The sequence below is a fragment of the Pantoea rwandensis genome, assembly GCF_000759475.1.
Taxonomy (GTDB): domain Bacteria; phylum Pseudomonadota; class Gammaproteobacteria; order Enterobacterales; family Enterobacteriaceae; genus Pantoea; species Pantoea rwandensis_B.
In genome coordinates this window covers 3,519,132-3,537,809 of sequence record NZ_CP009454.1, presented here as the reverse complement: position 1 = coordinate 3,537,809, position 18,678 = coordinate 3,519,132, and the positions used below count along the sequence as shown (strand labels likewise).

General features: G+C 54.3%; 18 protein-coding genes. All 18 read left to right on the top strand.

Annotated features, from left to right (window positions below; all coding sequences use genetic code 11):
- The first annotated feature begins 211 nt into the window (after positions 1 to 211).
- The 18 genes from sdhC (at position 212) to pal (ending at position 18,672) form a co-directional block, all read left to right on the top strand.
- On the top strand, positions 212 to 601 hold the full coding sequence (sdhC, locus tag LH22_RS16160; RefSeq protein ID WP_034829146.1) for a succinate dehydrogenase cytochrome b556 subunit: 390 nt from the start codon (positions 212 to 214) through the stop codon (positions 599 to 601).
- Positions 595 to 942, top strand: a complete 348-nt coding sequence (gene sdhD, locus LH22_RS16155; RefSeq protein WP_034829147.1) for a succinate dehydrogenase membrane anchor subunit — start codon at positions 595 to 597, stop codon at positions 940 to 942. The genes sdhC and sdhD overlap by 7 nt, the downstream gene beginning before the upstream one ends.
- Positions 943 to 2,709, top strand: a complete 1,767-nt coding sequence (gene sdhA / locus LH22_RS16150; RefSeq protein ID WP_034829148.1) for a succinate dehydrogenase flavoprotein subunit — start codon at positions 943 to 945, stop codon at positions 2,707 to 2,709. It begins immediately after the preceding gene.
- Between the two features lie 14 nt (positions 2,710 to 2,723).
- A complete protein-coding gene (locus LH22_RS16145; RefSeq protein WP_034829149.1) occupies positions 2,724 to 3,440 on the top strand; it encodes a succinate dehydrogenase iron-sulfur subunit in 717 nt (238 codons plus the stop codon).
- Between the two features lie 208 nt (positions 3,441 to 3,648).
- The gene (gene sucA / locus LH22_RS16140; protein WP_038648207.1) at positions 3,649 to 6,456 is read left to right on the top strand and encodes a 2-oxoglutarate dehydrogenase E1 component; all 2,808 of its coding nucleotides are present in this window, start codon (positions 3,649 to 3,651) and stop codon (positions 6,454 to 6,456) included.
- Positions 6,457 to 6,471: 15 nt separating this feature from the next.
- A complete protein-coding gene (odhB, locus tag LH22_RS16135; RefSeq protein WP_038648204.1) occupies positions 6,472 to 7,692 on the top strand; it encodes a 2-oxoglutarate dehydrogenase complex dihydrolipoyllysine-residue succinyltransferase in 1,221 nt (406 codons plus the stop codon).
- A 61-nt stretch (positions 7,693 to 7,753) separates the two neighbouring features.
- Positions 7,754 to 8,920: an ADP-forming succinate--CoA ligase subunit beta gene (gene sucC / locus LH22_RS16130; protein WP_034829153.1), complete on the top strand. Its 1,167-nt coding sequence runs from the start codon at positions 7,754 to 7,756 to the stop codon at positions 8,918 to 8,920.
- Positions 8,920 to 9,795 carry a succinate--CoA ligase subunit alpha gene (gene sucD, locus LH22_RS16125; RefSeq protein ID WP_034829155.1) on the top strand — a complete coding sequence of 292 codons (876 nt, stop codon included), beginning with the start codon at positions 8,920 to 8,922 and terminating at the stop codon, positions 9,793 to 9,795. The genes sucC and sucD overlap by 1 nt, the downstream gene beginning before the upstream one ends.
- Before the next feature lie 703 nt (positions 9,796 to 10,498).
- A complete protein-coding gene (cydA, locus tag LH22_RS16120; RefSeq protein ID WP_038648199.1) occupies positions 10,499 to 12,070 on the top strand; it encodes a cytochrome ubiquinol oxidase subunit I in 1,572 nt (523 codons plus the stop codon).
- Between the two features lie 11 nt (positions 12,071 to 12,081).
- Positions 12,082 to 13,221: a cytochrome d ubiquinol oxidase subunit II gene (cydB, locus tag LH22_RS16115; protein ID WP_038648196.1), complete on the top strand. Its 1,140-nt coding sequence runs from the start codon at positions 12,082 to 12,084 to the stop codon at positions 13,219 to 13,221.
- 15 nt (positions 13,222 to 13,236) lie between these two features.
- Positions 13,237 to 13,350: a cytochrome bd-I oxidase subunit CydX gene (gene cydX, locus LH22_RS20330; RefSeq protein ID WP_071845625.1), complete on the top strand. Its 114-nt coding sequence runs from the start codon at positions 13,237 to 13,239 to the stop codon at positions 13,348 to 13,350.
- Positions 13,350 to 13,643: a cyd operon protein YbgE gene (ybgE, locus tag LH22_RS16110; protein ID WP_038648191.1), complete on the top strand. Its 294-nt coding sequence runs from the start codon at positions 13,350 to 13,352 to the stop codon at positions 13,641 to 13,643. The genes cydX and ybgE overlap by 1 nt, the downstream gene beginning before the upstream one ends.
- 177 nt (positions 13,644 to 13,820) lie before the next feature.
- Positions 13,821 to 14,243: a tol-pal system-associated acyl-CoA thioesterase gene (gene ybgC / locus LH22_RS16105; RefSeq protein ID WP_202404442.1), complete on the top strand. Its 423-nt coding sequence runs from the start codon at positions 13,821 to 13,823 to the stop codon at positions 14,241 to 14,243.
- Positions 14,240 to 14,926: a Tol-Pal system protein TolQ gene (gene tolQ / locus LH22_RS16100; protein WP_034829162.1), complete on the top strand. Its 687-nt coding sequence runs from the start codon at positions 14,240 to 14,242 to the stop codon at positions 14,924 to 14,926. Before ybgC ends, tolQ begins: the two co-directional genes overlap by 4 nt.
- Before the next feature lie 13 nt (positions 14,927 to 14,939).
- On the top strand, positions 14,940 to 15,368 hold the full coding sequence (gene tolR / locus LH22_RS16095) for a colicin uptake protein TolR (RefSeq protein WP_038648185.1): 429 nt from the start codon (positions 14,940 to 14,942) through the stop codon (positions 15,366 to 15,368).
- 25 nt (positions 15,369 to 15,393) lie between these two features.
- Entirely contained in the window at positions 15,394 to 16,680 is a 1,287-nt protein-coding gene (gene tolA / locus LH22_RS16090) for a cell envelope integrity protein TolA (RefSeq protein ID WP_038648182.1), read from the top strand.
- 116 nt (positions 16,681 to 16,796) lie between these two features.
- A complete protein-coding gene (gene tolB / locus LH22_RS16085; protein ID WP_038648180.1) occupies positions 16,797 to 18,092 on the top strand; it encodes a Tol-Pal system beta propeller repeat protein TolB in 1,296 nt (431 codons plus the stop codon).
- Between the two features lie 64 nt (positions 18,093 to 18,156).
- Positions 18,157 to 18,672 (top strand): peptidoglycan-associated lipoprotein Pal, encoded by a 516-nt coding sequence (gene pal, locus LH22_RS16080; RefSeq protein WP_034829168.1) that lies wholly within the window; start codon positions 18,157 to 18,159, stop codon positions 18,670 to 18,672.
- Positions 18,673 to 18,678: the final 6 nt, after the last annotated feature.

Genomic DNA, 18,678 nt, shown 5'->3' with positions numbered 1-18,678 from the left:
ACCAAAGAGATTGTAGGGGAATTGTAATCAGAATGTGATCCTCCTATACTGCCGCCAGGTCTCCGGAATACCCTGACACCAGGAGCCACCCAGCGTTTTTTTCGCTTCACTTAACACTGGATGTTGCTTTTTTGGTGGCGGTTGCAGTCTGAACACGCGCTGTGCTCTGATGCGACTCAGGTCCGGAGGAAGCAAAATAAAAAAGAGCTGTGTGGGCAAAACCGTGAAAAAACAAAGACCTGTTAACTTGGATCTCTCGACGATCCGGTTTCCCGTTACTGCAATATCGTCCATTCTCCACCGCGTCTCCGGCGTGATCACCTTTGTCGCTCTCGGAATACTGCTCTGGTTACTGGGTCTCTCTCTCTCTTCTCCTGAAGGCTTCCAGCAAGCGGCATCCATCATGGATAGCTTCTTCGCCAAATTCATTATGTGGGGCATCCTGACTGCGCTGGCGTATCACGTCGTGGGCGGCATTCGTCACATGCTGGCTGATTTTGGCTTTATGGAAGAAACCCTGCAGGTGGGAACCCGTTCCGCGCAGGCGGCTTTTGGTATCACTGTCGTGCTCTCAATTTTGGCTGGAGTCCTCGTATGGTAAGCAATGCTTCTGCATTAGGACGCAACGGTATTCATGACTGGCTGTTACTGCGTGCTGCTGCAATCTTAATGACGCTCTACATCATCTACCTTCTCGGTTTTGTGGTGATGACCGGCACCCTGACGTATGACGCCTGGCACGGCTTCTTCGCCTCTGCCTTCACTAAAGTGTTTACGATACTGACGCTGTTCTCGATTCTGATCCACGGCTGGATTGGCATGTGGCAGGTCCTGACCGACTACGTTAAACCAGTGGCAACCCGCTTGCTGCTGCAGTTTGTGATTGTGGTCGCGCTGTTGTCGTATGCCATTTATGGAATCGTTGTTGTGTGGGGTGTGTAAATGAGTTTGCCAGTCAGAGAATTTGATGCCGTGGTGATCGGCGCGGGTGGCGCGGGAATGCGCGCGGCTCTGCAAATCTCCCAATCGGGCCAGACTTGTGCCCTGTTATCCAAAGTTTTCCCAACCCGTTCTCATACCGTATCGGCGCAGGGCGGTATTACCGTTGCGCTGGGTAACACCCATGAAGATAACTGGGAATGGCACATGTACGATACCGTTAAGGGCTCCGACTACATCGGTGACCAGGACGCGATCGAATATATGTGTCACGTCGGTCCAGAAGCGATTCTGGAACTGGAGCACATGGGGCTGCCTTTCTCACGTCTTGATGACGGCCGCGTGTATCAGCGTCCGTTTGGTGGTCAGTCGAAGAACTTCGGTGGTGAGCAGGCGGCGCGTACCGCTGCAGCAGCCGACCGTACTGGCCACGCACTGCTGCATACCCTGTATCAGCAGAACCTGAAAAACAAAACCACCATCTTCTCAGAATGGTATGCGCTAGACCTGGTGAAAAACGAAGACGGTGCGATTGTCGGTTGTACCGCCATCTGCATGGAAACCGGTGAAACCGTCTACTTCAAAGCCAAAGCCACCATTCTGGCGACCGGTGGTGCAGGCCGTATTTACCAGTCCACCACCAACGCACACATCAACACCGGCGACGGCGTAGGCATGGCACTGCGTGCCGGTGTGCCGGTGCAGGATATGGAAATGTGGCAGTTCCACCCAACCGGTATCGCTGGTGCGGGTGTACTGGTAACCGAAGGTTGCCGTGGTGAAGGTGGATACCTGCTGAACAAACACGGCGAACGTTTCATGGAACGTTATGCGCCAAACGCCAAAGACCTGGCGGGTCGCGACGTGGTAGCCCGTTCCATGATGGTGGAGATTCGTGAAGGCCGTGGTTGCGATGGTCCGTGGGGCCCGCATATCAAGCTGAAACTCGACCATCTGGGCGCAGAAGTTTTGGAATCGCGTCTGCCGGGTATCCTTGAGCTGTCTCGTACTTTTGCCCACGTTGACCCGATTAAAGAACCGATTCCGGTTATCCCAACCTGCCACTACATGATGGGCGGCGTGCCAACCAAAGTGACCGGTCAGGCGCTGCGCGTGAATGAGCAGGGCGAAGACGAAGTGATTCCGGGCTTGTTCGCGGTAGGCGAAATTGCCTGCGTATCAGTACACGGTGCCAACCGTCTCGGTGGTAACTCGCTGCTGGACCTGGTGGTATTTGGCCGTGCGGCGGGTGTACACCTGCTGGAGTGTCTGGAAGAGCAGGGTGAACTGCGTGAAGCCACGCAGGAAAACATCGATGCCGCCATGGCGCGCTTCAACCGCTGGGAAAACAACACCACGGGTGAAGATCCGGTTGAAATCCGTAAAGCGCTGCAGCGTTGCATGCAGAACAACTTCTCGGTATTCCGCGAAGGTGATGCGATGCGTGAAGGTCTGGAAGAGCTGAAAGTGATTCGTGAACGCCTGAAGTCAGCGCGTCTTGATGACCGTTCGCCAGATTTCAATACCCAGCGTATTGAGTGCCTTGAGCTGGATAACCTGATGGAAACCGCGTACGCCACTGCGGTCGCCGCAAACTTCCGTACCGAAAGCCGTGGCGCACACAGCCGCTTCGACTACCCGGAACGTGATGATGCAAACTGGCTGTGTCACAGCCTCTATGTTCCGCAAACGGAAAGCATGACGCGCCGTGAGGTGAACATGCAACCGAAACTGCGTGCGGCCTTCCCGCCGAAAGCGCGTACCTACTAATTGCGGAGATCATCATGAGACTCGAATTTTCTATCTATCGTTACAACCCGGAAGTCGATGACAAACCGCGTATGCAGGAATACACGCTGGAGTCAGAAGACGGTCGCGACATGATGTTGCTGGACGCGTTGATTCGTCTGAAAGAGAAGGACCCTACGTTGGCCTTCCGTCGCTCATGCCGTGAAGGCGTGTGCGGTTCTGACGGCCTCAACATGAACGGCAAAAACGGTCTGGCCTGCATCACGCCAGTGTCCGCGCTGGGTAATGGCACCAAGAAAATTGTTATCCGTCCACTGCCTGGTTTGCCGGTGATCCGCGACCTCGTAGTTGATATGGGACAATTCTATACGCAGTATGAGAAGATTAAGCCTTTCCTGTTGAATAATGGGGAAAATCCGCCAGCACGCGAGCATCTGCAGACCCCGGCAGACCGTGAGCACCTGGATGGATTGTACGAGTGTATTCTGTGCGCTTGCTGCTCGACCTCGTGCCCATCGTTCTGGTGGAACCCGGATAAGTTCATCGGTCCGGCAGGTTTGTTAGCCGCTTACCGTTTCCTGATCGACAGCCGCGATACCGAAACCGATGCGCGTCTGGACAATCTGAACGATGCTTTCAGTGTATTCCGCTGTCACAGCATCATGAACTGTGTGAGCGTGTGCCCGAAAGGACTAAACCCGACGCGCGCTATCGGCCATATTAAGTCGATGCTGCTGCAACGCGGGGCGTAACACACTGAAGTCACTGTCCGGGAACTTAGGTTCCCGGCAGTTTACGGAAGCCTCTATAAGCGCGGTACTGACCACGCTTATAAAGGTTCCCTTACGGGCCAGGCGCCGGTTGCGCACAGGTTCGTATCGCTGAACTCACTACGGCAAGCCGCGAAAGCGGCAACAAATGAAACCTCATAAAAAGCAGATTAATGCTTAAGGGATCACAATGCAGAACAGCGCGATGAAACCCTGGCTGGACTCCTCCTGGCTGGCCGGCGCGAACCAATCCTACATAGAGCAACTCTATGAGGATTTCCTGACCGATCCTGACTCAGTTGATGAAATGTGGCGCGAGCTGTTCCAACAGCTGCCCGGCACTGGCGTGAAACCTGAGCAGTTTCACTCCACCACGCGTGATTACTTCCGCCGCCTGGCAAAAGATGCGACCCGCTACACATCCTCAGTCACCGATCCGGCCACCAATTCCAAACAGGTTAAAGTGCTGCAGCTGATCAATGCGTTCCGCTTCCGCGGCCATCAGCACGCTAACCTCGATCCGCTCGGCCTGTGGAAACAGGATCGGGTTGCGGATCTCGAACCTTCTTATCACGATCTCACCGACGCCGATTTTCAGGAAAGCTTTAACGTAGGTTCCTTTGCTATTGGCAAAGAGACCATGAAGCTGGCTGATCTGTTCGCGGCGCTGCAGCAGACCTATTGTGGCTCGATTGGTGCAGAGTACATGCACATCAACAACACCGATGAGAAGCGCTGGATTCAGCAGCGTCTGGAATCGGTGGTCGGCCATGCGTCATTCAGCAGCGACGAGAAAAAAGGTTTCCTGAAAGAGCTGACTGCGGCTGAAGGTCTGGAAAAATACCTCGGCGCGAAATTCCCGGGTGCAAAACGCTTCTCACTGGAAGGCGGTGATGCACTGGTGCCGATGCTGCGCGAAATGATTCGCCATGCAGGCAAAAGCGGTACGCGTGAAGTGGTTCTCGGGATGGCGCACCGTGGTCGTCTCAACGTCCTGATCAACGTACTGGGTAAAAAGCCACAGGATCTGTTTGACGAGTTCTCCGGCAAACACAAAGAGCACCTCGGCACCGGCGACGTGAAATACCACATGGGCTTCTCGTCTGACGTTGAAACCGAAGGTGGTTTAGTGCACCTGGCGCTGGCGTTTAACCCGTCACACCTCGAAATCGTTAGCCCAGTGGTCATGGGTTCGGTGCGTGCACGTCTGGATCGTCTGGCTGAGCCAAGCAGCAACAAAGTTCTGCCGATCACCATCCACGGTGATGCGGCGGTGATCGGCCAGGGCGTGGTGCAGGAAACCCTGAACATGTCTGCGGCGCGTGGTTACGAAGTGGGCGGTACCGTTCGCATCGTGATTAACAACCAGGTCGGTTTCACCACCTCGAACCCGAAAGATGCGCGTTCAACGCCTTACTGCACCGACATCGGCAAAATGGTTCTGGCGCCAATCTTCCACGTGAATGCGGACGATCCAGAAGCGGTGGCCTTCGTGACTCGCCTGGCGCTGGATTATCGCAACACCTTTAAACGCGACGTGTTTATCGATCTGGTGTGCTACCGCCGTCACGGCCATAACGAAGCGGATGAGCCAAGTGCAACCCAGCCGCTGATGTACCAGAAAATCAAGAAACACCCAACGCCACGTAAGATCTACGCCGATCAGCTGGAAAGCGAAGGTGTGGCGACGTTAGAAGATGCGACCGAACTGGTCAATCTCTACCGTGATGCGTTGGATGAAGGCGAATGCGTGGTGCCAGAATGGCGTCCGATGAGCCTGCACTCCTTCACCTGGTCGCCGTACCTGAACCACGAGTGGGATGAAAACTATCCAGCCACGGTTGAGTACAAACGCCTGCAAGAGCTGGCGCGCCGCATCAGCAGCGTACCGGAAGCGGTAGAAGTGCAGTCGCGCGTGGCGAAGATTTACAACGACCGTAAAGAGATGGCGGAAGGCAACAAGCCATTTGACTGGGGCGGCGCGGAAAACCTGGCGTACGCCACGCTGGTAGATGAAGGCATTCCAGTCCGTCTGTCAGGTGAAGACTCCGGCCGCGGTACCTTCTTCCACCGCCATGCGGTGATCCACAACCAAACCAACGGCTCAACCTACACCCCGCTGCACCATGTCCATAACGGCCAGGGTCAGTTCAAAGTCTGGGATTCCGTGCTGTCAGAAGAAGCGGTACTGGCCTTTGAATATGGCTATGCCACCGCAGAACCGCGCGTGCTGACCATTTGGGAAGCGCAGTTCGGCGACTTCGCCAACGGTGCTCAGGTGGTCATCGACCAGTTCATCAGCTCTGGCGAGCAGAAGTGGGGCCGTATGTGTGGCCTGGTGATGCTGCTGCCACACGGTTATGAAGGCCAGGGCCCAGAGCACTCCTCTGCGCGTCTGGAGCGCTATCTGCAACTCTGTGCTGAACAGAACATGCAGGTGTGCGTGCCGTCAACGCCAGCACAGGTTTATCACATGCTGCGCCGTCAAGCGCTGCGTGGTATGCGCCGTCCGCTGATCGTAATGTCACCGAAATCGCTGCTGCGCCATCCGCTGGCGGTCTCCAGCCTGGAAGAACTGGCCAATGGCAGCTTCCAACCGGCGATTGGCGAGATTGACGATCTGGATCCGAAGCAAGTGAAACGCGTGGTGATGTGTTCTGGTAAGGTTTATTACGATCTGCTGGAACAGCGTCGCAAGAATGAGCAGACCGATGTCGCCATCGTGCGTATCGAACAGCTCTATCCGTTCCCGCACAAAGTGGTGCAGGACGTATTGAAAAATTATGCGCATGTGCAGGATTTCGTCTGGTGTCAGGAAGAGCCGCTGAACCAGGGCGCATGGTATTGCAGTCAGCATCATTTCCGCGAAGTGGTTCCATTCGGTGCGTCACTGCGTTACGCAGGTCGTCCGGCTTCTGCTTCACCAGCCGTGGGCTACATGTCCGTACATCAACAACAGCAGCAAGACCTGGTTAACGACGCGCTGAACCTTGGTTAATTAAAAGGAAAGAAAATGAGTAGCGTAGAAATTCTGGTTCCCGATTTGCCTGAATCCGTAGCGGACGCAACGGTTGCAACCTGGCACAAAAAACCCGGCGATGCGGTCAGTCGCGATGAAGTACTGGTTGAGATTGAAACGGACAAAGTTGTGCTTGAAGTGCCTGCTTCAGCAGACGGTGTACTGGAAGCGATTCTGGAAGACGAAGGCGCAACGGTGCTCTCGCGCCAGCTGTTAGGCCGCCTGGTGGAAGGCAACAGCGGTGGTAAAGAGACCTCTGCGAAAGTAGAAACGAAAGAAGCGACACCAGAACAGCGTAAAACCGCGTCTCTGGAAGATGAGAGCAACGATGCGCTGAGCCCAGCGGTTCGTCGCCTGATCGCTGAAAACAACCTCGACGCCAGCCAGATCAAAGGCACCGGTGTGGGTGGTCGTCTGACGCGTGAAGATGTTGAGAAGCATGTTGCGAAGAAAGCCGACGGCGCGAAAGCGGCGCCTGCAGCTGCGGCCGCGGCACCACAGGCTGCTGTGGCTAACCGCAGCGAAAAACGCGTTCCAATGACGCGTCTGCGTAAGCGTGTGGCTGAGCGTCTGCTGGAAGCAAAAAACAGCACCGCGATGCTGACCACCTTCAACGAAATCAACATGAAGCCGATCATGGATCTGCGTAAGCAGTACGGCGACGCGTTTGAGAAACGTCACGGTGTGCGTCTGGGCTTCATGTCCTTCTACATCAAAGCCGTGGTTGAAGCGCTGAAACGCTATCCGGAAGTGAACGCTTCTATCGATGGCGAAGATGTGGTTTACCACAACTACTTCGACGTCAGCATCGCGGTTTCTACGCCGCGTGGCCTGGTAACCCCAGTGCTGAAAGATGTCGATGCTCTGAGCATGGCTGACATCGAGAAGAAAATTAAAGAACTGGCGGTGAAAGGCCGTGACGGTAAGCTGACGGTTGACGAGCTGACCGGCGGTAACTTCACCATCACCAACGGTGGCGTGTTCGGTTCCCTGATGTCTACCCCGATCATCAACCCACCGCAGAGCGCGATTCTGGGCATGCACGCGATCAAAGAGCGCCCGATGGCGGTCAATGGTCAGGTTGTCATCCTGCCAATGATGTATCTGGCTCTCTCTTACGACCACCGTCTGATCGATGGCCGTGAATCCGTTGGCTATCTGGTCGCGGTGAAAGAGATGCTGGAAGATCCGGCACGTCTGCTGCTGGACGTCTAATTTTCGCCGGGCGCATCGCACAACGGTGCGCCCAAACTCATATCTGAATGGATAGAACATCATGAACTTACATGAATACCAGGCGAAGCAGTTGTTTGCTCGCTATGGCATGCCAGCTCCAACTGGTTACGCCTGCGCTACGCCACGTGAAGCAGAAGAAGCCGCCTCTAAAATTGGCGCAGGTCCGTGGGTAGTAAAATGTCAGGTACATGCCGGTGGCCGCGGTAAAGCGGGTGGCGTGAAAGTGGTGAACAGCAAGGAAGATATCCGTGCATTTGCTGAGCATTGGTTGGGCAAGCGTCTGGTGACCTACCAAACTGATGCTGATGGTCAGCCGGTAAACCAGATTCTGGTTGAAGCAGCGACTGACATCGACCAGGAACTGTATCTGGGTGCGGTGGTTGACCGTGCTACCCGTCGCGTGATCTTCATGGCTTCAACTGAAGGCGGCGTGGAAATCGAGAAAGTGGCGGAAGAAACCCCGCACCTGATCCACAAAATGGCGCTGGATCCGCTGGCCGGTCCTCAGCCTTATCAGGGCCGTGAACTGGCATTCAAACTGGGTCTGTCCGGTAAGCAAGTCAGCCAGTTCACCAAAATCTTCATGGGTCTGGCGACCATGTTCCTGGAGCGCGACCTGGCAATGGTCGAGATCAACCCGCTGGTGATCACCAAGCAGGGCGATCTGATCTGCCTCGATGGCAAACTGGGCGCAGACGGTAACGCCCTGTTCCGTCAGCCTGAGCTGCGTGAAATGCGCGATCCAAGCCAGGAAGATCCACGTGAAGCACACGCGACACAGTGGGAACTGAACTACGTTGCGCTGGATGGCAATATCGGCTGTATGGTAAACGGTGCCGGTCTGGCAATGGGTACCATGGACATCGTGAAACACCACGGTGGCCAGCCTGCTAACTTCCTCGATGTCGGCGGCGGCGCGACCAAGGAGCGCGTAACCGAAGCCTTCAAAATCATCCTGTCTGACGATGCCGTTAAAGCGGTATTCGTTAACATCTTCGGCGGCATCGTGCGTTGCGACCTGATCGCAGACGGCATCATCGGTGCAGTTGCAGAAGTGGGTGTGAACGTGCCAGTAGTGGTACGTCTGGAAGGTAACAACGCCGAGCTGGGCGCGAAGAAACTGGCCGACAGCGGTCTGAACATCATTGCAGCAACCAGCCTGACAGACGCTGCGCAGCGTGTTGTTGCTGCCGCGGAGGGTAAATAATGTCCATTCTTATCGACAAAAACACCAAAGTCATTTGCCAGGGTTTCACCGGTGGCCAGGGGACTTTCCACTCTGAGCAGGCTTTGGCCTATGGTACGCAGCTGGTTGGCGGTGTCACGCCAGGCAAAGGCGGCACCACGCATCTGGGTCTGCCAGTGTTCAACACCGTGCGTGAAGCGGTAGAAGCCACGGGCGCAACTGCCACCGTGATCTACGTTCCAGCACCGTTCTGCAAAGACGGTATCCTGGAAGCCATCGACGCAGGCATCAAACTGATCATCACCATCACCGAAGGTATCCCAACGCTGGATATGCTGACTGTGAAAGTGAAACTGGATGAAGCTGGCGTGCGCATGATCGGCCCGAACTGCCCAGGCGTGATCACCCCAGGCGAATGTAAGATCGGTATCATGCCGGGCCACATTCACCAGCCAGGCCGTGTCGGTATCGTATCCCGTTCAGGCACCCTGACTTATGAAGCCGTTAAGCAGACCACTGACATCGGCTACGGCCAGTCAACCTGCGTAGGCATCGGTGGTGACCCGATCCCAGGTTCCAACTTCATCGATATCCTGAAAATGTTCCAGGATGATCCACAGACCGAAGTGATCGTGATGATCGGTGAGATCGGTGGTAGCGCTGAAGAAGAAGCCGCAGCCTTCATCAAAGAGCACGTGACCAAGCCAGTTGTTGGTTACATCGCAGGTGTGACTGCACCGAAAGGCAAGCGTATGGGCCACGCAGGCGCCATCATTGCCGGTGGTAAAGGCACCGCTGACGAGAAATTCGCAGCACTGGAAGCGGCCGGTGTGAAAACCGTACGCAGCCTGGCTGACATCGGCGACGCCGTTAAAGCGGTTCTGCCAATCAAATAAGCCGTCACTTGTGATGCGCATTAAGCCACCTTCGGGTGGCTTTTTTTATGCCTGAAAGGGCAGGGGAAGCCAGTGGCAACAACGCCCTGTGCAGAGTGACACAAAAAGCAGGGAAAAACCGTAACGGAGATAAAATCTGCCGCTATGCTTACTAAGTTGGTAAGGTAAAGATAGGAAAATGTGCGTGATTTCACATGAGAAATTAAACCTTAGCATCCGGTATTAACGTTAAAAAAATACGAGAGAAGTAATTATTTCCTTAATTGCATCACGCGTATATGACAACTAATTAACAACAACGCTAACACTACATATCTGAAAAAATATTGTCTTAATCCAGATCAATAAAGCGTGAGATATAACAAACTTTACTGCTGGCATCACGCACGACAAACGGTATAAATTGCGCTGCATCAATTCAGTCTTTTCCGCGAATTTTCAGGAGTTTGAGCCAGGCGTTGTTAGCGCAATTCTGTCGCCTCCTTGCATCACACTCCCGCTCGAAACAGATTGAAGCGATCGGTTTTTCGGGAAATTTTCAACACTGTTACTCACTCATTTCGGGCTACAGATTTCTCTGTTCTGTCAGTAATAAAACTGGAATCAATAATCAGTCGTTCCTGGATCTTATTCTGCACGTCAATGTTCGTTGTTTACCGTTGTCAGCCGCAGAGTAAATTCATGCGAGGAGCAAGGAGTCATCATGTTAGATATTGTCGAGCTGTCGCGTTTACAGTTTGCCCTGACGGCGATGTACCATTTCCTGTTCGTCCCTTTAACGCTGGGTATGGCGTTTTTGTTGGCGATCATGGAAACCGTATATGTCCTGACGGGTAAGCAAATTTATAAAGATATGACCAAGTTCTGGGGCAAGTTGTTCGGTATCAACTTTGCACTGGGTGTCGCAACCGGTCTCACCATGGAGTTTCAGTTCGGGACCAACTGGTCATATTACTCCCACTACGTCGGCGATATCTTTGGTGCGCCGCTCGCCATTGAAGGCTTGATGGCGTTCTTCCTTGAATCCACCTTTGTTGGTCTGTTCTTCTTCGGTTGGGATCGCCTCGGCAAAGTCCAGCACCTGGCGGTGACCTGGCTGGTGGCGCTCGGTTCTAACATGTCCGCACTGTGGATTCTGGTGGCTAACGGCTGGATGCAAAACCCGATCGCCTCTGAATTCAATTTCGAAACCATGCGCATGGAGATGGTGAGCTTCTCCGAGCTGGTGCTCAACCCGGTTGCGCAGGTGAAATTTGTTCACACCGTGGCGGCAGGGTACACCGCTGGCGCGATGTTCGTGCTGGGTATCAGTGCCTGGTATCTGCTGAAAGGCCGTGATGTGGCTTTCGCTAAGCGCTCATTCGGTATTGCAGCCAGCTTCGGCATGGCGGCGATCCTGTCCGTGATCGTACTGGGTGATGAATCCGGTTATGAAATGGGTGACGTACAGAAAACCAAACTCGCAGCAATTGAAGCTGAGTGGGAAACGCAGCCTGCACCTGCGGCCTTCACGCTGTTTGGTATTCCCGATCAGGATTCGCAGGAGAACAAGTACGCCATTCAAATCCCGTATTTGCTCGGGTTGATTGCGACGCGATCGGTGGATACGCCGGTCACCGGTCTGAAAGATCTGCTGTCGCAACATGAAGTGCGTATCCGCAACGGCATGAAAGCTTACGCGTTGCTGAACGAACTGCGTGCGGGGAGCAAAGATCCGGCGGTACGTAGCCAGTTCGAAGCCAGCAAACAGGATCTCGGTTATGGCTTGCTGCTGAAGCGCTATACTCCGGATGTCGCTAATGCGACCGAAGCGCAGATTCAGAAGGCCACGCAGGATTCGATTCCACGTGTGGCTCCGCTCTATTTCGCCTTCCGCATCATGGTGCTGTGTGGCGTGCTGCTGCTCGGCATTATCGCGCTCTCATTCCTGAGTGTGATTCGTAACCGCATCGGCAAAAGCCGCTGGCTGTTGAAAGCGGCACTCTATGGCATTCCGCTGCCGTGGATCGCCATTGAGTCAGGCTGGTTTGTCGCTGAGTATGGCCGTCAGCCTTGGGCGATTGGTGAAGTCCTGCCGACTGCGGTGGCGAACTCTTCACTCACCGTGGGCGATCTGCTGTTCTCGATGATTTTGATTTGCGGTCTTTACACGCTGTTCCTGGTGGCAGAGATGTATCTGATGTTCAAATTTGCCCGACTGGGACCAAGCAGCCTGAAAACGGGCCGTTACCATCATGAAACCGTGAAAGCGGCTGCTCAGCCAGCACGTGGATAAGGAGAGCAACCATGTTTGATTATGAAGTATTGCGCTTTGTCTGGTGGTTGCTGATTGGCATTCTGCTGATTGGTTTCGCTGTGACGGATGGCTTTGACATGGGGGTGGGGATGCTGACGCGCATCCTCGGCCGCACTGATACTGAACGTCGTATTATGATCAACAGCATCGCACCGCACTGGGATGGCAACCAGGTTTGGCTGATTACGGCCGGTGGTGCGTTGTTCGCAGCCTGGCCAGTGGTGTATGCCGCAGCGTTCTCCGGTTTTTATGTTGCGATGATTCTGGTGCTGGCTTCGCTGTTCTTTCGCCCGGTAGGTTTTGACTACCGTTCGAAGATTGAGGACATGCGCTGGCGTAACACCTGGGACTGGGGCATTTTCATCGGCAGCTTCGTTCCACCGCTGGTGATTGGCGTGGCCTTTGGCAACCTGTTGCAGGGGGTACCTTTCCATGCGGATGAATATCTGCGCCTGTTCTATACCGGTAACTTCTTCCAGTTGCTGAACCCGTTTGGTTTGCTGGCGGGGGTAATCAGCGTCGCGATGATCCTGACGCAAGGGTCGACCTATCTGCAGATGCGTACTAACGGCGAACTGCATCTGCGTGCGCGCGGCACCGCGCAAATCAGTGCGCTGGTGATGATGGTGTGCTTCGTATTAGCCGGTGTGTGGGTGAAATACGGTATTGATGGCTATGTGGTGAAAAGCGTCATCGATCATCACGCTGCATCCAACCCGTTAGGTAAAGAAGTGGTGCGTGAAGCCGGTGCGTGGATGGTGAACTTTGAGCAGACGCCAATCCTGTGGCTGTTCCCGCTGCTTGGCGTGGTGCTGCCGCTGCTGACAGTGCTCTGTTCGCGCATGGAGAAGGGCGCCTGGGCGTTTGTCTTTTCTTCATTGACGCTGGCATGCGTTATCATGACCGCAGGCATCGCGATGTTCCCGTTCATTATGCCTTCCAGCACCGTGCCGGGCATTAGCCTGACCATGTGGGATGCCACCTCAAGCCTGCTGACGCTGAAAGTGATGACCTTCGCCGCCATCATCTTTGTCCCGATTATCCTCGCCTATACCGCGTGGTGTTATTACAAGATGTTTGGCCGTATCACCAAAGAACACATTGAGAGCAATACGCACTCCCTGTACTGATTAAGGAGATTGAGCATGTGGTATTTTGCCTGGATTCTTGGCACTTTGCTGGCCTGTGCGTTTGGCGTGATCACGGCGCTGGCGATTGAGCAAGCAGAAGAGAGTGGCGTAAAGGATAAACAACACTGATGCGCACACTGATTCAGACGCTGTATCGTCTGATGGACAAGGGCCCGTTACGGGCCCTTTCGCTGATACTGGCGCTGTGGCTGGCGGGCTGTGTTATCTGGCAACCGTCACGCTTTGCCGCCCGCACCAGCGACTTAGCCATCTGGCACGGATTATTGATGATTTGGGCGGTGTGCACTGGGGTAATTCATGGTACGGGTTTCCGGCCATTGCAAACGCGCTGGCGAGCCGTGTTTTCACCGTTGCCCGCGATGATCGTACTGATGCTGGGAATCTATTGGTTCTATCATTGAGTCCCCGATGCTGTTTTTATCCGCTTTATTCGGGCACTGACGTGAGTTTATGTCAGTGCCTGGTCAAGAAATATCCTGAAATTCCTTCCAGTTGTTAACGTGTGATAATTATTTTCTCCTGGCTCTGGCGGACCATTCCCAAGCCGATCTCACTTGCGTATAGTAGCAACGTTTAAAATGAGACCGGGATGTAGAGTGAGTACAACGCTGTTTCGCTGGCCGGTTCGGGTCTATTACGAAGACACCGACGCCGGTGGTGTGGTTTACCACGCCAGTTATCTTGCTTTCTATGAACGAGCACGTACCGAGATGTTGCGCCAGCACCATTTCAATCAACAAGCCCTGTTAGAAGAACAGGTGGCGTTTGTGGTACGACGCATGACGATAGACTTTGTTGCCGCAGCACGTCTTGACGATCTTCTGGATATCCAGAGTGAAGTGACCGCCATGACTCGCGCCACCATGACGTTCTCGCAGCGTATCGTGAATGCAGAAGGCAAGGTGCTGAATGAAGCAGAAGTCCTGATTGCCTGCATCAACCCACATCTAATGAAGCCGATTGCGCTTCCCAAGTCTATTGTCGCGGAGTTCAAGCAGTGACTGACATGAATGTTCTTGATTTGTTCCTGAAGGCGAGCCTTCTGGTCAAACTTATCATGTTGATTTTGATCGGCTTTTCTATTGCCTCATGGGCGATCATTATTCAGCGCACGCGCATCCTGAATGCAGCGGGTCGCGAAGCCGAAGCCTTTGAAGATAAGTTCTGGTCAGGTATCGAATTATCGCGCCTGTATCAGGAAAGCCAGGGGCGCCGTGATGAACTGGGCGGTTCTGAGCAAATTTTCTATTCGGGCTTCAAAGAGTTCGCCCGTTTGCATCGTGCAAACAACCACGCACCCGAAGCGGTGGTAGAGGGCGCCAGCCGTGCGATGCGCATCTCAATGAACCGTGAGCTGGAAGCGCTGGAAAACCACATTCCTTTCCTTGGCACCGTCGGTTCTATCAGCCCGTATATCGGTCTGTTCGGTACGGTGTGGGGGATTATGCACGCCTTTATCGCGCTTGGCGCGGTGAAGCAGGCGACGTTGCAGATGGTTGCGCCGGGTATTGCCGAAGCGTTGATCGCCACGGCAATCGGTTTGTTCGCGGCCATTCCTGCCGTTATGGCGTATAACCGTCTGAACCAGCGTGTCAATAAGCTGGAGCAGGGCTACGACAACTTTATGGAAGAGTTCACGGCTATCCTGCATCGTCAGGCTTTCTCCACCGACAACACGAAGTAAGTCGAGGTTAACGATGGCCAGAACCCGTGGTCGCGGGCGCCGCGACCTTAAGTCGGAAATCAACATAGTTCCACTGCTGGACGTGCTGTTGGTGTTGCTGCTCATCTTTATGGCAACCGCGCCGATTATTACGCAGAGCGTGGAAGTGGATCTGCCTGATGCCACCGACTCGAAAACGGTCTCAACGAATGATAATCCTCCGGTCATTGTTGAAGTGGCTGGCGTCGGGCAATACAGCCTGGTGGTGGATCATGATCGTATGACGCAGCTGCCGCCGGAACAGGTGGTGAGTGAAGCACAGCGTCGCATTGAAGCCAATCCAAAGACGGTGTTCCTGATTGGTGGAGCGAAAGACGTGCCTTACGACGAAATCATCAAGGCGTTGAACCTGTTACATCAGGCAGGCGTGAAATCTGTCGGTTTGATGACACAGCCGATTTAAAGCGAACCGTTTTTGGGATCCGAGAGTGTCGAAGGTAACCGAGCAGAACGACAAGTTAAAACGCGCGATAATCATTTCGGTGATTCTGCACATCGTGCTGATCGCCCTGCTGATCTGGAGCTCGTTTAACGAAAAGATCGAATCCAGCGGCGGTGGCGGCGGCAGTGACATTGATGCCGTGATGGTCGATTCCGGCGCGGTGGTTGAACAGTACAATCGCCAGCAGAATCAGCAACGCGACAGCCAGCGTGCCGAGCAGCAGCGTCAGAAACAGTCGCAGCAGCAGGCCGAAGAGTTACAGCAGAAGCAAGCTGCTGAGCAGCAGCGCCTGAAAGAGATGGAAAAAGAGCGTTTGCAGGCGCAGCAGGAAGCCAAAGAGCAGGCGAAACAGCAGGCTGAGCAGCAGAAAGCCGCTGAAGCCGCAGCGAAACAGGCGCAGGATCAGCAGAAAGCGGCGGAAGCTGCTGCGGCAAAAGCCAAAGCCGATGCGAAAGCCGAAGCTGATGCGCAGGCTAAAGCGGCGGCAGATGCCAAAGCGAAAGCGGTAGAAGAAGCGAAGCAGGCAGCAGCGGACGCGAAGAAGAAAGCGGACGAACAGGCCAAAGCAGCGGCGGCTGAAGCGGCGAAAGAGAAAGCGGTAGAGCAAGCCAAAGCCGCCGCCGAAGCGAAAGCGCAAGCTGCCGCCGAGGCTAAAGCGCAGGCTGCAGCTGATGCTAAGGCAAAAGCTGCTCAGGAAGCCAAAGAGGCTAAAGAGCAAGCTGCCGCAGACGCAAAAGAAAAAGCCGCTGAGGCAGCGAAAGAGAAAGCGGCTGCCGATGCGAAAGCTAAAGCGGATGCTGCCGCGAAAGCGAAAGCTGATGCAGCAGCCAAAGCGAAAGCAGCCGCAGATGCTAAAAAGAAAGCCGCTTCTGAAGCTGCGAAGAATGAAAGTGACGTTGATGACCTGTTAGGTGGACTCTCGTCTGGTAAGAATGCACCGAAAAGTGGCACGGCTTCTGGCGGTGCGGCAGGGCAGGGGAATCAGAAGAAGTCCGGTGCTTCAGGTGCAGATATTAGCAATTATGCAGGCCAAATCCAGGCAGCGATCAAGAGTAAGTTTTACGATTGGGAAAGCTTTAAAGGCCGAACCTGTACGTTGCGAATTCAGCTGATGCCAGATGGTACAGTGGCTGGCGTTAAAGCTGAAGGAGGTGACCCTGCGCTATGTCAGGCTGCGGTGGCAGCTGCTCAACAGGCTCGCATTCCTAAGCCTCCAAGTCAGGATGTGTATCAAGTCTTTAAAAATGCACCACTGGATTTCAAGCCTCAATAAATGCAGTAACTCACGGCAGGTTGAACTAAGGTTAGCTTGCCGTAATTTATGAACACTCGTGTTTTTCAGGAACTGTGCGAATTATCGTGGACTCAGGTTCAGATAAGGGAGAAAAGATGAAGCAGGCACTTCGTGTAACCTTAGGTTTTTTTGTACTGCTGTGGGCAGCCATGCTGCACGCAGAAGTGCGCATTGAAATTACGCAGGGCGTGAACACCGCACGCCCAATTGGTGTGGTGCCGTTCAAATGGGCTGGCCCAGGCGCGGCGCCAGAAGACATTGGCGGCATCGTGGCGGCTGACTTGCGCAACAGCGGTAAATTCAACCCGCTGGATCGTTCACGTCTGCCGCAGCAGCCGACCAGCGCGCAGGAAGTGCAACCTGCAGCCTGGAGCGCGTTGGGTATTGATGCGGTTGTCGTAGGTCAGGTCACGCCGAACCCGGATGGTAGCTACCAGATTGCTTACCAGCTGGTGGACACCGGCGGTGCACCGGGCACGGTGCTGGCGCAGAACTCTTACAAAGTCACCAAGCAATGGCTGCGTTATGCAGGCCACACCGCCAGTGATGAAGTGTTTGAGAAGCTGACCGGTATCAAAGGCGCATTCCGCACGCGTATCGCGTATGTGGTGCAAACCAACGGCGGCCAGTTCCCGTATGAATTGCGCGTATCTGACTACGATGGTTACAACCAGTTCACCGTGCACCGTTCACCAGAGCCACTGATGTCACCGGCCTGGTCTCCAGACGGCAGCAAAGTGGCCTACGTGACCTTTGAAAGCGGTAAGTCGGCGTTAGTGGTACAAACGTTGTCAAACGGTGCCATTCGTCAGGTTGCTTCTTACCCGCGCCACAACGGTGCTCCGGCCTTCTCGCCGGATGGATCGAAACTGGCGTTCGCGCTGTCTAAAACTGGCAGTCTGAACTTGTACGTGATGGATCTGGCCTCAGGTCAGACGCGTCAGGTGACCGACGGTCGCTACAACAGCACTGAACCGACCTGGTTCCCGGATAGCCAGACACTGGCCTATACCTCGGATCAGGCAGGTGCGCCTCAGATTTATAAAGTGGGTATCAACGGCGGTGCGCCACAACGTATTACCTGGGAAGGTTCTCAGAACCAGGATGCGGATGTGTCAACTGACGGCAAAACCATGGTGATGATCAGCAGCGCCGGTGGCGCTCAGCATGTCGCCAAACAGGATCTGGTAACGGGAGCCGTTCAAACAATAACGGACACGTTCCTGGATGAGACGCCAAGTCTGGCGCCTAACGGCACGATGGTAATCTATAGCTCTACTCAGGGGATGGGTTCCGTGTTGCAGTTGGTTTCAACAGATGGGCGTTTCAAAGCGCGTCTTCCGGCAACTGATGGACAGGTCAAATTCCCTGCCTGGTCGCCGTATCTGTAATGCATGAATCCCCTGCATAGCGGGGGATGACAATGTATAGCAAACAAAATAATAGGATAAAGAAATGCAACTGAACAAAGTGCTGAAGGGTTTGATGCTGGCTCTGCCGGTAATCGCGGTAGCTGCATGTAGCTCTCACAAAAACAACAACAACGACCAGACTGGTATGGGCGCAGACAACGGCGCTTACGGTGCTGGCCAGAACGGTAACATGTCTTCTGATGAGCAAGCGCGTCTGCAGATGCAGCAGCTGCAGCAGAACAACATCGTTTACTTCGGTCTGGATAAGTATGACGTGGCTTCTGACTACGCTCAGATGCTGGATCAGCACGCAGCATTCCTGCGTGGCAACCCGTCTTACAAAGTGACCATCGAAGGTCATGCGGATGAGCGCGGTACTCCAGAATACAACATCGCCCTGGGCGAACGTCGTGCTAGCGCCGTTAAAATGTACCTGCAGGGTAAAGGCGTTTCTGCTGACCAGATGTCTATCGTATCTTACGGTAAAGAAAAACCAGCTGTACTGGGTCATGACGAAGCGGCTTACGCTAAAAACCGTCGTGCCGTACTGGTTTACTAAGAGCAT